A 13,440-nucleotide genomic window follows, 5' to 3' on the forward strand; every position below is an offset into this window, starting at 1 on the left:
CCAAAGGCATATAGGAAGGATGGATCCTGAAAACTTTTAATAAAATTCTCAAAACCGACAATACGGAATCCACCGTCAAGTTTTGCAGAACTTGACCAGTTGGTAAACGCGTAAAAGGTCCCCATAAAGAAGGGTATTACCATTACCATGAGAAATGCAAACAGGACAGGCGCAAGGAAGAGCCAGAAAACCAGGTTTGCTTCGCTTTTTTTCGTCATCTTGTCCCCCAGACTAGACAAATAAATAAGAATGGCTACAGGAGCAGCCCTGTAGCCATCTAGATTATACCTCAGCAGACGATCCAATCATTGGTTCACCTCGCCAAGGCCTACCCATTTTGAATTATTTCTTTGCGTTATCCTTGAAAGCCTTAGCCATCAGTTCAACAAACTGCTCTTTGGTAATCTGGCCAGCGGCAAACTGGTTGTAAATCGGGGTCAGCACCTTGTCCCGGAAATCGCCAGAGAAGTTGTACTGGTTCCAGGAATAGACTTTTCCAGCGGCAGACCACTGCTGTACGGATTTGGAAAGCTGGCCGTCGGGGTTAAGGGCGATGCCGGAGAAAGCGGGGATCATACCCGCTTCTTTAACCATGTAGTTCTGACCTTCGGGGGTAGTAACCAGATCGACAAGGAATTTCTTTGCCATAGCCAGGTTCTTGGAGTCCTTGTTGATCGCATAGAAAGAAGGAGCAGCAACGAAGATACCATCGGTGGCTTTTTCCATGGAACCATGGGGAGCAAAGGCCATCTTAAAGGTTGCATTAGCGGACTTCATGTTAGGATCGGTCCAGTTACCCTGGTGCAGGAACGCAGCTTTTCCGGTAGCAAAGGCACCAACCTGAGCATCGTAGTTTCCGGTGAGCAGTACGGTCTTGTCAGCATACTTAAAGAGGAGTTCTACCCAGTCAGCATATTCTTTGAGCCGCTGCATATCAACTTCGCCCTTAAGGAGAGCATTGACTACAGACAGATCACCGTAGGGGAGACCGTTGGAGAGGAGGCTATTAAAGTTATGGTGAGCGGTAACCCAGCCCATTTCAACAGCTGCAGCCATGGAAACCACAGAGTTAATACCCAGTTCTTTTTTCATGGAATCGAGCTTAGCAAAGGCTTTCCGGTACCCGTCCAGGTTAACCAGGGTTTTAGGATCGATACCAGCTTTAGCGAGCATATCAGCATTGTATGCCATACCCCAACCTTCTACAGCAACGGGGAAGCCATATACTTTGCCGTTGTACTTAAATGCTACTGAAGTCTTGGAAACCCAAGGCTCATTGGAAAGGTCCAGAATTGAACCTTCCCATTCCTTGTAGGATTCAAGTCCGTCAAAGGCGAAAATATCGGGCATATCGCCAGCTGCATAGTCAGCCTTGAGCTGAGGACCCATACCGCCAGAGGTACCACCGATAGATTTTATGGTAACCGTGACTCCGTTCTTGTCGCCCCAAAGCTTAGCGTATGCCTTAAGCTGGGCGTCAATTTCGGGCTTGTTCTGCATAAGGGTGAGTTTGCCACCCTTTGCAGCCTGAGCCTGACCTTCGCTGGTTCCGTTTGCAAATACTGCTGCGGCAGTCAGCAAAGCAGCGACTACCATTAACGTCTTTTTCATAAAAATTCCTCCTGGAACATGCTTTTTAACCGGTTTATTTAACCGGTTAAACATAGAATAGCATACTTTTCCAGCTTGTCAAGAAAAAAAATGCAGGGAGACGTAATTTTCAAATGTTACCGGCTTATGCAATTTGATCGATTGTAATGAGGATATAAATTTTACTAAGGTTCTTTTCGTCCCGGAGAAGCCGGACATTGCACTGCTGGGCAAGGACGTTCATCAACTGGAATCCTAGGGTTTCCGGTTTATCAAAGGAATACTCCTTTGGGATCCCCGGACCTGAATCCCAGTAGGTTAAGCGCACCACATGCTCATCTATCCGCTCAATATCGCCGTAAATACCGCAGAAGCCCTGTTCTCCATGGGCATACTTAATTGAGTTGGTGATCAGTTCGTTCATGAGGAGGCCAAAGGGGACAACCCATTCCAGAGAGACATAGAGAACCTGAGCATTTTCATGGGGAGAACATTCAAAAGTACAGGTGTATTCATTGGACGAAATGGAACTTAAATAGCTGCCCAGGGAACAGATATACTGCACGAGGTTCACCTTTTTAAAATTATCCTGTTCATAGGATTCTTCATGAACAAGTTCCATGCTGCGGATCCGGTTCTCGGTATCCAGCAATATCGACTGGGTTTCGGGATTAGTTGTATAGCTTTGTTGCAAATGAATAAGGCTTGCCATTATTTGGAGGTTATTCTTAACCCTGTGGTGCACCTCCCGAAGGAGCATTTCTTTTTCCTGCAATTCTTGTTTAATTGTGAGCTGAGATGCTCGTAAAGTACTCTGGGCTCTTTTTAAAAGAATTATAAATATACCAAGTATAACAATTGTACATGAGAGAAATACGATGATAATTCCAATGTGCGGATTCTCTGCAATAATGTTTGGCGCTCTGTTCAGAATAATGGTCCCCATTGGCAGCCTGTTTTTCGGTAAACGCCAGCGCTGCAATTGCTGCCAGTCTATCATAAGAGGCGTATCTTTTAGATGTAATAAGGGTATATTCTGCGGCTCCGTTCCCTCCAGTATCCGAATAAGCATGCCCGCTGCCTGCTTGCCCTGTTCAAAACCCGAAGTGATGGCTCCGCCGAGTATACCCTGCCCCATGTTAAAGTCCCAAACACCAAAAACCGGAACAGAGGCAGCCGCACTGAGCGAATTAACCACTTTTTTATAGGGGATATAGGTTCCGCTGCTATCCTGAGAATAGGCAAGCAGAAGTATTGCTGTATGCTCTGGGAAGCGGCTTACCTGATTAAGAATATGTTGAAAACTTGCTGGGGCGAGTATTTCATAATGTATCGGCTGTTCCAAGGCAGCCATCTGGGATTTAAATTCGCCTTTGTTTACTATACCGGTTGTGGTTTCGTCCGCAAGCACAAATAAGGTTTGTAAATCAGGCAGGAGGCTCTGTATTAAGTGTAAGGTTTTTTCATAATTAACATATTCTATAACCCCGGTTACGTGGGATCTATATGGGGCAAGTACGGTAAGATCTGGATTGTTGACTCCGCAAAAAACCCACGGTATCTGGCCAAAGAGAGCATCTCCATATTGGAGCATAAAATTATAGGCATCATTGTCGCTCACGATGACAGCATCGAACTTAAAAGCCTTGTATTGCTCTTCCAGGTAGCGTACGAACAGGACCTTTCTCGGTTCTGTCCAAAGGCGCTTAGTATCCACGTGTTCAGTCTTAATAATAACATTGAGCGTGGTATTCTCATTAAGAACGGTTTCTATCCCTTTTTGTATTGCCCCCGTCCAGGGGTAATCGGTTTGGTATGAATGGAGCACCAGAACTTTTAATGGGTCCTCGGCTCCAAAAAGAAGCATGCCGGTCCAGAGAAAAAGGCTCATACAAATCAGGGACCCTTTTGGAATCGTCATACCTTATAGTATATGGGTATCATTTTTAATTGCAAAAAATGACTCCGGCAGAATTTTGAAATCGACCTAGAGTCTCAGAACCTTTTCTAGCTTTTTTCCCCGAGCAAGTTCATCGATAAGCTTGTCCAGGATACGCACTTTACGCACAAGGGGGTCTTCTATTGTCTCTACCCGGACGCCGCAGATTACCCCGGTAACAGTATCCGCTTGGGGATTATACCGGGGAGCTTCGGCAAAAAAAGTTTCTAGATCTACTGATTTCCGTATCTGAGCGGCAAGTCCCTCCGCATCATAGCCGGTGAGCCAGAAAATAATCTGGTCTACTTCATCCTTGGTGCGCCCCTTGCGTTCTGCCTTGGCAATATACAGGGGATACACTTGGCTAAAGGGCATTCGGTATAATCGTTCGTTATTCATGGTGATAGTCTCGTACAGATTGATGGAGAATGCAATTGCAGTGAGCAGCCGCAAGGGCCGGGGCCTTGGGGCAAAACCCAGACCAAGCCCCAGCCCAACTCAAAACCCGCTACCCGCCCCACCCCAAAACTAATGCCGGCTTTTCTGCAGGCTCTTCTGGAACTTGGCGATCTGCTTCCAGCGGGCCTTTTCTGCCCGCATTGCCTGGTCATCGAGCCGGCGGTCCAGCCAAGCCTGCTCCCGCTTAAGCCGTAGGTAGGAGCGGTAACGGCCCTCATCCAGATCACCAGAAGCCAGGGCAGCCTGGACCGCGCAGCCCGGCTCGCCCTCGTGGCTGCAGTCGGAAAACCGGCATTGGTCCGCCAGGCCGGCAATATCGGAAAAGCTCGCCGCCAGGTCATCCCCATCGGCCCAGAGCTTTAATTCCCGGATTCCGGGGCTGTCTATAATGAGAAGCCCTGACGAAAGCCGGTAGAGCCTGCTTGAGGTAGTAGTATGCCGCCCTTTGCGGTCCGATTCCCGAACAGCCCCTTCCCGTGGTGCGGCTTCTTCATCCAAGGCGCTGGAGCCGCCCAGGCTGGCCTCCGGATCGCCTGCCAAAGGTGCGGCCGACAAAGGAGCCGCCGCCAGAGGTGAGCCTTTAACACCGTTTAAGGCCCCGATCAGGGCAGACTTTCCTACCCCGCTTTTGCCAAGTACCCCCAGGGTCTCTCCGGCAGAGAAATAACGATTCAGTTCTTCTAAGCCCTCTCCGGTTCTCGCACTGACCGCCACTACGGGGCTTCCCGGAGCAGCCAGAGCGGCGGTAGCTAAAGCGTTCCGGCGCGTTTCAGCATCCGCCAGGTCCACCTTATTAAGGACTATGCAGACACCGCAGCCTGCACTGCGGGCAACCACCAGGGCCCGCTCAAGAAAGGTGCGGAGAAAGTTCCGGCCCCCGTCCAGGGCAAACACGAGGAGCAGCGTATCTATATTTGCAGCCAATACCTGTTCTTCCGTTTTATCCCCCGCCGCACCTCGACTTAAAGCTGTTTGCCGGGGAAGCACCCGGTGGATCCGCAGGCTGTCTTCCTCAGGGTCAAGTAGCACCCAGTCTCCGGTAACAGGGTAGTCAGCCCCGCCGGTGGTCCGGAACGCAAAGGCACCGCTCACCCGTATGTTGCGGCACAAACCTGCCATACATGCAGCTGCAAGCATTGGAGGTTCATCAATATAATGGGGTATGACTACATCATATTGATGATATTCCCGCCGGATAATGCGGCCGGGAATGTATATTCTGCCATCTTCCTGGCATGCGGATTGCCAGAAGCCGTGAAATATACCCTTCCACCCCCAGGTTTCAGGATTCATTGTGGTATACAATTGTGTTGTTCCTTTAGCAAATTTCAAAAAATTGATGAACGAATTTTCTGCATGACCGCTTGCATTACGTTCGCTGCAAGTACTGCGGGCGCGATAAGCGCTCCATACACCGCGAATGCAATTTACAGATCAAACAGAACCGAATGAAATTAATTGTGAATTAAAAAAAAGCGAGAGGAGAGGCGGATAAAGATAGGATTTAGAAACTATTTTTTTACAGCTCGCGCAAAACATGCGCAGATGATGATGATATAAAAGAAAGATATAAAAGAAAGAAATAAACGACAGTTCCTATCCTATCCGCGGCTCTGAACCTCTGCATTAGTGCGGACAATCACCATTACACGCCTCCTTATTGTAGTGTGGTATTATGATAACACCTTATCAGCGATTGCGGGTACTGTCAAGGAAGGACTGCCTGCATCCCCGCTCTAGCGGGCGAGGCCTCACCCGCCAGGCTGTACTCATCAATATAATCTCATTCCGCAGCTAATCGCAAAACCATTGAGATAAGGACTCCCATTGCTATCCTTAGCAAAAATGCCGTTGCTCCCCAGTTCGATATAGTACGAGCTCGGCCATTTTGCGGTATCCAAAAAGAACTCAAACCCAAAGTGCCCGTATCCACCGAGCCGAAATGGCTCTGCATCAAACTCCGCATGGGGGAAAACAAAGAGAAAGCCGCCTTCGCCGTACAGACGAATCGCCGCAGTCTTCATAAAGGAGCCCCCCACAAGCCCAGCCCGCAGACTGTAATAGGGCTGCCAATCGAAGTTTTCCTTAAAGAGAACAGCACCGCTCATCCTGAGGGCCCCATGATCCCAGAGGAACCAGGGACTCGTGACCGTACCGCCCAAACCAAAATCATCTTCCCATTCGTGGAGAGAAAACCCCGCCGAAAGGGCACTCGTTTTGTTCAGCCCGCTTCCATTTGGTTCCGTAACAGCGGGAGCACCGGCTAATACCAGAGCTGAAAGAAAAATCAGAAAGGTTTTCATCATGTACCTCCTCCCGAAATTGATGAAAGTAATTCCGCCAGACGGCGGCTATATACGAGCAGGGCGTCCCTGCCCTGGTCGGTTATCCGATACAAGGTACTCGGCTTGCGGCCCTTAAAGTGTTTACGGAACTCCACATAGCCCGCTTCTTCGAGCTTCCTAAGATGGCTCGCCAGATTCCCATCAGAGGTCCCAATAGTATCCCGCAGGTAGGTAAATTCCGCTTCATCACAACCCGCTAAAAGGGCCATCGCCGCAAGCCGAATCCGCGAAGCAAACAGTTCGTCCAGGGCTTCGTAGTTAAATAGATGAGCGGGATTGCTGTCGTTCTTTGACATAAAGGTACAAACCTGGCAAAGCTTCGAATACAAAAGCCCATATTCCCATACTTAAAGAAGACCAGTACAGCGGTATCCAGAACACCACAAAAGCCTGAACTACCCAGGCTCCCGCAACAAGCTTAAGAAGCACATATGCGGTCAGCACACTGCTAGCCCAGTATCCCGTAGCCACTAAGAGACTCACGCAACAAAAGAGGTGCGGCAGACTTAAGAAAGAAGGGAACAACCATGCAAACACTCCCGCTAAAAGACAGAGCCCCAGAACAAATACCCACAAATTACTAACCATTCGCTCCACCAGCACGGTCTTTTTTTGCTTACCCCGTATCTTGTGATAGTACCGAGCGACAAGCACAATACCGACCACACAAACACTCAACCAGAGGGGCCCAATAAAACCAAACCAGGCTCTCCCCACCAAGAAGTACGTCAACACCACCCCGAGAGGGACCAAGGTCCCCCACACCATCGAAGCATACCCCGTGTAAATGAATGAACGCCGGGCCTCCTGAACCAGCGTCTCGATAATATCGAGCTGTTCCTGTGGAGATAGACTCTTCGTTCCCATCATAGCCTCCTCTGTAACCTATATTCAATCATATCACAAAGTACTTTGTTTTTCAAAGTATAAAAAAATTTTTATACCACAACACACAGAGGGGGAAGTCTCCCCCTCGCTCCGGCCGCCAGAGGGAAAACACTCCCGGCACACTGTCGCCGTGTAATACGCCCCGGTGCCACTCTTTCCAGCAGCGCCGCTCTTTCCAGCGGCGCCGCTGGGGGTCAGCCCCTCGGTCGCCAGAATCCGCCCGCTACTAGGCCCCGCTGCCCTCTGGCGGCCTCCGCTCCCCCCTCTGCGGGGGACACCCCCGCAACGCCCCCGCAGGTTTTGTCACGGTGCGGCGCTTAAAAGCTCCCTGCCGGCACAGTCAAGTATGGCGGTGCTGCGCCCCCTCGCAAGTCCTTGCCAGGAGCTGAATTTTGGGACATACTAGGTAAAACCCTATGGAAAAACACATTAAATCCAAACATCGTGTAGCGGAATACGGAGAAGTACTCACCCCGAGTCACATAGTAAACGCCATGCTCGACTTGGTAGAGCAGGAGACAGTTCGCATCGATTCCCGCTTTTTAGAGCCCGCCTGCGGTACAGGGAATTTTTTAATCGCCATTCTTGAACGCAAACTCCGGGTTGTAGAGCAGCGCTACCGTAAAAACCAGCTTGAATTTGAGCGCTACGCCGTGCTGGCTGTTTCGAGCCTGTATGGCATCGATCTCTTGCTGGATAATGTCGAAGAATGTCGTCATCGGCTCTATCAAACCTTTGACAGAGTGTACACCGCCATCTATGAAGAAAAAACTAAAGAAGACTGCAGAGAGAGCGTCCGTTTTATTTTATCCTGCAATATTTTACATGGAGATGCCCTGTCGCTTAAAACAGTGGGTGAAAATCCTCAACCCATTATCTTTCCCGAATGGTCCCTCGTAAATGGCAGTATGTTGAAGCGGCGGGATTTTGCCTTTCATGAACTCGTGAATCATGCTTCTATGCGGGAACTCCCTCTTTTCTCCGATCAGGGAGAAGAGGTCTTTATTCCCGAACCGGTCAAAGAATATCCGCCGGTGCATTTTCTGGAGGTGGCGCATGCCTACAACGACTAGCTACAACCCCGATGTGCTGACTTGCCTCGCTAACCTTTCAAGCGACGAGGTCTTTACCCCGCCGGCGCTGACGAACCGCATACTCGACTTTTTGCCCCAAAGCCTGTGGAGCGATCCCCAGGCCCGCTTTCTGGACCCTGCCTGCAAAAGCGGCGTATTTTTACGGGAGATCGCCAAACGCTTGGATAAGGGCCTGGAACAGATTATCCCCGACCGACAAGAGCGGATTAACCATATCATGAAAAACCAGCTCTTTGGCATTGCGATAACGGAACTCACCGCCCTTATGGCCCGCCGCACCCTCTACTGCTCCAAACACGCCAACGGCAAGTATTCGGTGTGCACCGTTTTTGATGCACCCGAAGGCAACATCCGCTACCGGCGCACGGAGCACACCTGGGAAGGCGGCCGCTGTGTGTATTGCGGCGCGAGCCAGGCCAATTACGAGCGCGGCGCGGAACTGGAAACCCACGCCTACGAATTTATCCATACCGAAAACCCGGAGGAGATTTTTAATATGAAGTTCGATGTCATCATCGGCAACCCGCCGTATCAGTTGAGTGATAAGGGAGGTCTCGGTTCAAGCGCTATTCCTATTTACCATAAGTTTGTGCAGCAAGCGAAGAAACTCAGACCGCGCTTTCTGACCATGATTATTCCATCGCGTTGGTTTTCTGGCGGTAGGGGTTTGGATGAATTTCGGGATGAAATGCTGCACGATGATCGCATTCGCATCATTCATGATTTCATCAACGCAGGCGATTGCTTTCCTGGCGTTGAGATCAAAGGCGGCGTTTGTTATTTCCTATGGGAGAGAGACAATAAAGGTTTATGCAAAATTTACACACACGAAGCAGATAAAATTATCTCGGTGGCGGAAAGGCCGTTGTTGGAAGAAGGCGCGGAGACTTTTATTCGCTATAACGAAGCAATCGCCATTTTACATAAAGTCAGACGTTTGAACGAAGAAAGTTTTGCAAACTTAGTCAGCGCTAATGACCCCTTTGGGTTTGATGTGCGCGTGGAAAACAGTTATCGGCGAATAAAGCCAAAGTATGAAAAGAAGCCTTTCCCGAATAGTGTTGAGTTTTATTATTATGGCTGGAGAAAAGAGGGCATAGGCTACATTGATAGAAACTCTATTCGTAAAAATATTGACTGGGTTCAAAAATATAAAGTTTTCGTTCCAAAGGCTTGGGGTATTGGAAATGTTAGCCAAGATTGGATAAAGCCATTTTTGGGTGGGCCGAATTCCTGTTGTACGGAAACCTATCTAGTAATCGGCCCCTTTGATGACAGACAAACAGCAGAGAATGTTATTAGTTACACTCAAACCAGGTTTTTTCACTTCATGCTCTCACTAGCCAAAATAACTCAAAATACGATGAAAAAAGCTTATATTTTTATTCCCATGCAAGACTTCAGCAAGCCCTGGACGGATGAAGAACTCTACCGGAAATACGGCCTGACCGCCGAAGAAATCGCCTTTATCGAAAAAATGGTTCGTCCCATGCCCGCCGACGGCGAAAGCGAAGCCCCTGCGGAGGAGACTGCCGATGAGTGATTTCTTCCCCCCGCGCCCGAAGGTCGAGCCGAAAATCTACGCCTACGAAGATACCAACCCGCAGTACGCGGGCTTGCTTAAAATCGGCTACACCACCAAAAGCGTGCAGGAGCGGGTGGCGCAGCAATACCCCACGCGCCGGCCCGGCGGCGCGCCGCCCTACCGCATCGTGCTGGAGGAGCCGGCACTGCGCAATGACGGCACAGGCTTCACCGACCACGACGTGCACCGCATGTTGCGCATCAACGGGGTTTGGCATGAGGGCGGCGAGTGGTATCGCTGCACGGTGGAGCAGGTCAAGGCGACCATCCACGCTGTGCGGCAGGGGCAACTGCTGGAAGAGCAGCGCGCGCTCGATTTCAAGATGCGCCCGGAGCAGGAAGCGGCGGTCGAAAAGACAATGGCCTATTTTCGCAATTACCGTGGCGAAAGCAATAAGCCGCCGCATTTTCTCTGGAATTGCAAGATGCGCTTCGGCAAGACCTTTGCCGCTTATCAACTGGCCAAACGCATGGGCTGGAAGAAGATTCTCGTCCTCACCTTCAAGCCTGCCGTGCAAAGCGCCTGGGAAGAAGACCTGCGCACCCACGTGGATTTTCAAGGCTGGCAATTTATTAAACCCGGTGGATCAATTAGCTGGCAGAACGCGGATAAGACCCGGCCTATTGTTTGCTTTGGATCTTTCCAAGATTACCTGGGGCGAGATCGCAGTACCGGCGGTATTAAACCTAAAAACGAATGGGTCCACGCCACGAACTGGGATTGCGTGATTTTCGATGAATACCATTACGGGGCCTGGCGGGAACGGGCCAAGGAGCTTTTTGAAGCAGAAGATGATAAAGAACAAGGCTATGCGGAAGGAGAAGCGGCGGACTTTCTCAAAGATCCAAACGAAGAGATAGAAGATATTCTGCCCATTACCGCTGGCTATTATCTGTATCTTTCGGGGACTCCTTTTAGAGCCATCGCTACTGGCGAGTTTATCGAAGAACAGATATACAACTGGACTTATTCGGACGAACAGCGGGCTAAAGAGACTTGGGATTCTACACAAGGCCCTAATCCGTATGAAGCTCTTCCGCGAATGGTCCTGATGACCTACCAGTTGCCCGACGCCTTGCGTGAAGTAGCTCTGCAGGGCGAATTTAATGAATTTGATCTGAACGAGTTCTTTGCCGCCGAGGGCCTTGGTGAAGCAGCCCGTTTCAAGCATGAAGCGGAAGTGCAAAAATGGCTCGACATCATCCGCGGATCTGATTTGCCAACCAGTCTGGACAACCTGCGGCTTGGAGCTGAAAAACCTCCATTACCCTATTCAGATGTGCGGCTTTTGGAAGTACTTAACCACACTTTATGGTTTTTACCCAGTGTCGCCGCCTGCCACGCCATGGCAAACCTGCTCAAAGCACGCAATAATCGCTTTTTCCACGATTATAAGGTGGTGGTTGCGGCCGGAGCCGCCGCTGGTATCGGCGTAGAAGCTTTACCACCAGTATTAAAAGCTATGGCTGATCCTTTAAAAACTCAAACCATTACTCTCACCTGCGGTAAGCTTACCACAGGAGTTACGGTGCGCCCCTGGACAGGGATCTTTATGCTCCGTAACCTTTCGAGCCCCGAAACCTATTTCCAGGCAGCCTTCCGGGTGCAGAGCCCATGGGCGATTAAAAATCCCGATGGCGAAAACCCTAACACAGAATTAATCCTTAAAAAAGAATGTTATGTCTTTGACTTTGCCCCTGATCGAGCGCTTCGCCAAATCCAGGAATACAGTTGTCGTCTCAATGTAGATGAAATCGATCCAGAACAAAAAGTCGCTGAGTTCATCCACTTCTTGCCAATTTTGGCGTATGATGGCAGTTCTATGCGCCAGATCGATGCAGCCGGGGTCCTGGATATGGCCATGAGCGGCACCACCGCTACACTCCTCGCGCGCCGCTGGGAAAGCGCTCTCCTTGTCAATGTAGATAATGAGACACTACGCCGCTTGATGAATAACGAGAAAGCCATGCAAGCCCTCATGAGCATCGAAGGCTTTCGCAACCTTAACCAAGACATCGAGACTATTATTAATAAATCAGAAGCGGTCCATAAAACAAAAAAGGAGGTCTGTAACCGGGAGCTTTCTTTAAAAGAAAAGAAGCAACTTACCGAAGATGAAAAGGAATACAAGAGCCTCCGTAAGCAAATCCAAGAAAAACTCATCAAATTCGCTACGCGGATTCCCGTTTTTATGTACCTTACCGACTACCGGGAACGCACCCTAAAAGATGTAATTACTCAGCTTGAACCAGGCCTTTTTAAGAAGGTAACGGGTCTTACAGTCCAAGATTTTGAACTGTTGGTAAGTCTTGGCGTCTTTAATAGCGCTCACATGAACGACGCGGTGTATAAGTTTAAGCGCTACGAAGACCCGAGTCTTGGTTACACCGGCATTCGTCGGCACGAAGGCGAACCGATCGGATTGTACGATACAGTGGTGGTAGAATTATAAATCTTCTTTTTCCCATTTCCTTAATAGAGTTTTAATTTCAGTTCGAGGAAGACGAGGGTTTATTTCATTAAGAAGGTTTAATTTTATGATAGCAGTTTCTCGATTAATGAGATTCTCTTTAACAAGTTCATCGAGAATCCATAAGATGCCTCGTACTGGTACCTTATATTGTTCTGCTGTTTTTCGTAAGACCTTGTCTCCAGAAATTATAATTGCTCCTTTATTCTGAGCATGAAAAAATATAGAGCAATCGGTGAAAGATAACCCCCTATGCTTGTTCTGTAATGTTTGAATGCTTTGGACTTCTGAAGATATAGAAGACAAGATATCTAACTTCTTTATGTATGTTAAAACATATTGCTTTAGATCTCCCTTATATATTTCACTTATAACAAAATCGGTGGTACCCATTTTGTAAGGTAAGATGCTTTAGCAATAGTAATTATGTTTTCTTCTAAAGCTCGGTATAAAAGCATAGTAAAGCGGTGTGGTTCTTCTGGGAGAGGATAATTGATCGGTTCATTCTTACGCCAGCCCATTTGGCTTATATTTTTACAAAATGATAAATAAGCAGACTCAGAGATAATACCAAGCGCCCTACTCCGATACATGATAGCTTGCATAGAAATGCCATAACGCTGCTTTAGGATAGCAAGTTCCTGCCATGAAATGTCCCTCCGCTTTTGCCCCAATTCATTTCGTACAGCCTGGGCTGGTAAAAGAAAGGCACTTCCAAAAGCATGACATAATTGTTCTTATTCTTTCTTAGAGAGGCTTGCGGAAAATTGTAGGCATAGATGGGCCAATTCGTGAAGTGCGCTGAGCCGCTTCCGGTCAGCTGGTTTTTATTTATCCAGAACAATAAAAGGCTGTTGGTTTACAAAACCGGAAGCCCCATCAAATTTAAGTTCCGGATCTATGTCTAATTCAATAATAAGGATTCCCTGTTGTTCGAGTACATTGAGCAAAAAGGATACAGGGGCTTCGGGCCCAATGGCCCAGCCCTTTCTTACCAGATGAGCAGCATCTTCTATATCATCCACATTTTTAACAATGAAGTCATGTAATGGGGTTTTAAAAGAAGGGGA

Annotated in this window: 12 protein-coding genes and 1 pseudogene; 3 read left to right on the top strand and 10 right to left on the bottom strand. The window is 48.8% G+C overall.

Features of this window, described 5'->3' with window-relative positions; translation table 11 throughout:
• The 8 genes and pseudogenes from Q7P68_RS12790 to Q7P68_RS12825 form a co-directional block, all read right to left on the bottom strand.
• Positions 1-218, bottom strand: a pseudogene (locus Q7P68_RS12790) (sugar ABC transporter permease); the annotation flags it as partial.
• A gap of 124 nt (positions 219-342) precedes the next feature.
• Positions 343-1,611, bottom strand: coding sequence for an ABC transporter substrate-binding protein (locus Q7P68_RS12795; RefSeq protein WP_304226284.1), 1,269 nt, complete (start codon positions 1,609-1,611; stop codon positions 343-345).
• Between the two features lie 124 nt (positions 1,612-1,735).
• Entirely contained in the window at positions 1,736-3,511 is a 1,776-nt protein-coding gene (locus Q7P68_RS12800) for a sensor histidine kinase (RefSeq protein ID WP_304226286.1), read from the bottom strand.
• A 66-nt stretch (positions 3,512-3,577) separates the two neighbouring features.
• Entirely contained in the window at positions 3,578-3,982 is a 405-nt protein-coding gene (locus tag Q7P68_RS12805; protein ID WP_304226287.1) for a DUF2200 domain-containing protein, read from the bottom strand.
• Positions 3,983-4,057: 75 nt separating this feature from the next.
• Complete coding sequence (gene rsgA, locus Q7P68_RS12810) at positions 4,058-5,281, bottom strand: GTPase RsgA (RefSeq protein WP_304226289.1); 1,224 nt, start codon at positions 5,279-5,281, stop codon at positions 4,058-4,060.
• Positions 5,282-5,760: 479 nt separating this feature from the next.
• The gene (locus Q7P68_RS12815) at positions 5,761-6,294 is read right to left on the bottom strand and encodes a hypothetical protein (RefSeq protein WP_304226291.1); all 534 of its coding nucleotides are present in this window, start codon (positions 6,292-6,294) and stop codon (positions 5,761-5,763) included.
• Positions 6,291-6,629, bottom strand: coding sequence for a winged helix-turn-helix domain-containing protein (locus Q7P68_RS12820; protein WP_304226293.1), 339 nt, complete (start codon positions 6,627-6,629; stop codon positions 6,291-6,293). Before Q7P68_RS12820 ends, Q7P68_RS12815 begins: the two co-directional genes overlap by 4 nt.
• Positions 6,592-7,203, bottom strand: a complete 612-nt coding sequence (locus Q7P68_RS12825) for a hypothetical protein (RefSeq protein WP_304226295.1) — start codon at positions 7,201-7,203, stop codon at positions 6,592-6,594. Before Q7P68_RS12825 ends, Q7P68_RS12820 begins: the two co-directional genes overlap by 38 nt.
• A gap of 434 nt (positions 7,204-7,637) precedes the next feature.
• Here Q7P68_RS12825 and Q7P68_RS12830 point away from each other — a divergent pair, with 434 nt between their 5' ends.
• Genes Q7P68_RS12830 through Q7P68_RS12840 form a run of 3 tightly spaced genes read left to right on the top strand, consistent with a single transcriptional unit; the run spans position 7,638 to position 12,352 of the window.
• On the top strand, positions 7,638-8,294 hold the full coding sequence (locus Q7P68_RS12830; protein WP_304226297.1) for a DNA methyltransferase family protein: 657 nt from the start codon (positions 7,638-7,640) through the stop codon (positions 8,292-8,294).
• Complete coding sequence (locus Q7P68_RS12835; RefSeq protein ID WP_304226298.1) at positions 8,278-9,858, top strand: Eco57I restriction-modification methylase domain-containing protein; 1,581 nt, start codon at positions 8,278-8,280, stop codon at positions 9,856-9,858. Before Q7P68_RS12830 ends, Q7P68_RS12835 begins: the two co-directional genes overlap by 17 nt.
• The gene (locus Q7P68_RS12840; protein ID WP_304226300.1) at positions 9,851-12,352 is read left to right on the top strand and encodes a GIY-YIG nuclease family protein; all 2,502 of its coding nucleotides are present in this window, start codon (positions 9,851-9,853) and stop codon (positions 12,350-12,352) included. The genes Q7P68_RS12835 and Q7P68_RS12840 overlap by 8 nt, the downstream gene beginning before the upstream one ends.
• On the opposite strand, the gene Q7P68_RS12845 is transcribed toward Q7P68_RS12840, so the two are convergent.
• Both Q7P68_RS12845 and Q7P68_RS12850 read right to left on the bottom strand, forming a co-directional pair.
• Positions 12,347-12,763: a PIN domain-containing protein gene (locus Q7P68_RS12845; protein WP_304226302.1), complete on the bottom strand. Its 417-nt coding sequence runs from the start codon at positions 12,761-12,763 to the stop codon at positions 12,347-12,349. The two genes, Q7P68_RS12840 and Q7P68_RS12845, sit on opposite strands and share 6 nt — an antisense overlap.
• A gap of 434 nt (positions 12,764-13,197) precedes the next feature.
• Positions 13,198-13,440: hypothetical protein (locus Q7P68_RS12850; RefSeq protein ID WP_304226304.1), on the bottom strand; the 243-nt coding region annotated here is incomplete at its 5' end.

The organism is Gracilinema caldarium, from assembly GCF_029265695.1.
GTDB lineage: Bacteria > Spirochaetota > Spirochaetia > Treponematales > Breznakiellaceae > Gracilinema > Gracilinema caldarium_A.

Coding starts and splice junctions, on each gene's coding strand:
- Q7P68_RS12795 (WP_304226284.1), bottom strand. CDS start 1,611: ATGAAAAAGACGTTAATGGTAGTCGCTGCTTTGCTGACTGCCGCAGCA.
- Q7P68_RS12800 (WP_304226286.1), bottom strand. CDS start 3,511: ATGACGATTCCAAAAGGGTCCCTGATTTGTATGAGCCTTTTTCTCTGG.
- rsgA (WP_304226289.1), bottom strand. CDS start 5,281: ATGAATCCTGAAACCTGGGGGTGGAAGGGTATATTTCACGGCTTCTGG.
- Q7P68_RS12815 (WP_304226291.1), bottom strand. CDS start 6,294: ATGATGAAAACCTTTCTGATTTTTCTTTCAGCTCTGGTATTAGCCGGT.
- Q7P68_RS12820 (WP_304226293.1), bottom strand. CDS start 6,629: ATGTCAAAGAACGACAGCAATCCCGCTCATCTATTTAACTACGAAGCC.
- Q7P68_RS12825 (WP_304226295.1), bottom strand. CDS start 7,203: ATGATGGGAACGAAGAGTCTATCTCCACAGGAACAGCTCGATATTATC.
- Q7P68_RS12830 (WP_304226297.1), top strand. CDS start 7,638: ATGGAAAAACACATTAAATCCAAACATCGTGTAGCGGAATACGGAGAA.
- Q7P68_RS12835 (WP_304226298.1), top strand. CDS start 8,278: ATGCCTACAACGACTAGCTACAACCCCGATGTGCTGACTTGCCTCGCT.
- Q7P68_RS12840 (WP_304226300.1), top strand. CDS start 9,851: ATGAGTGATTTCTTCCCCCCGCGCCCGAAGGTCGAGCCGAAAATCTAC.
- Q7P68_RS12845 (WP_304226302.1), bottom strand. CDS start 12,763: ATGGGTACCACCGATTTTGTTATAAGTGAAATATATAAGGGAGATCTA.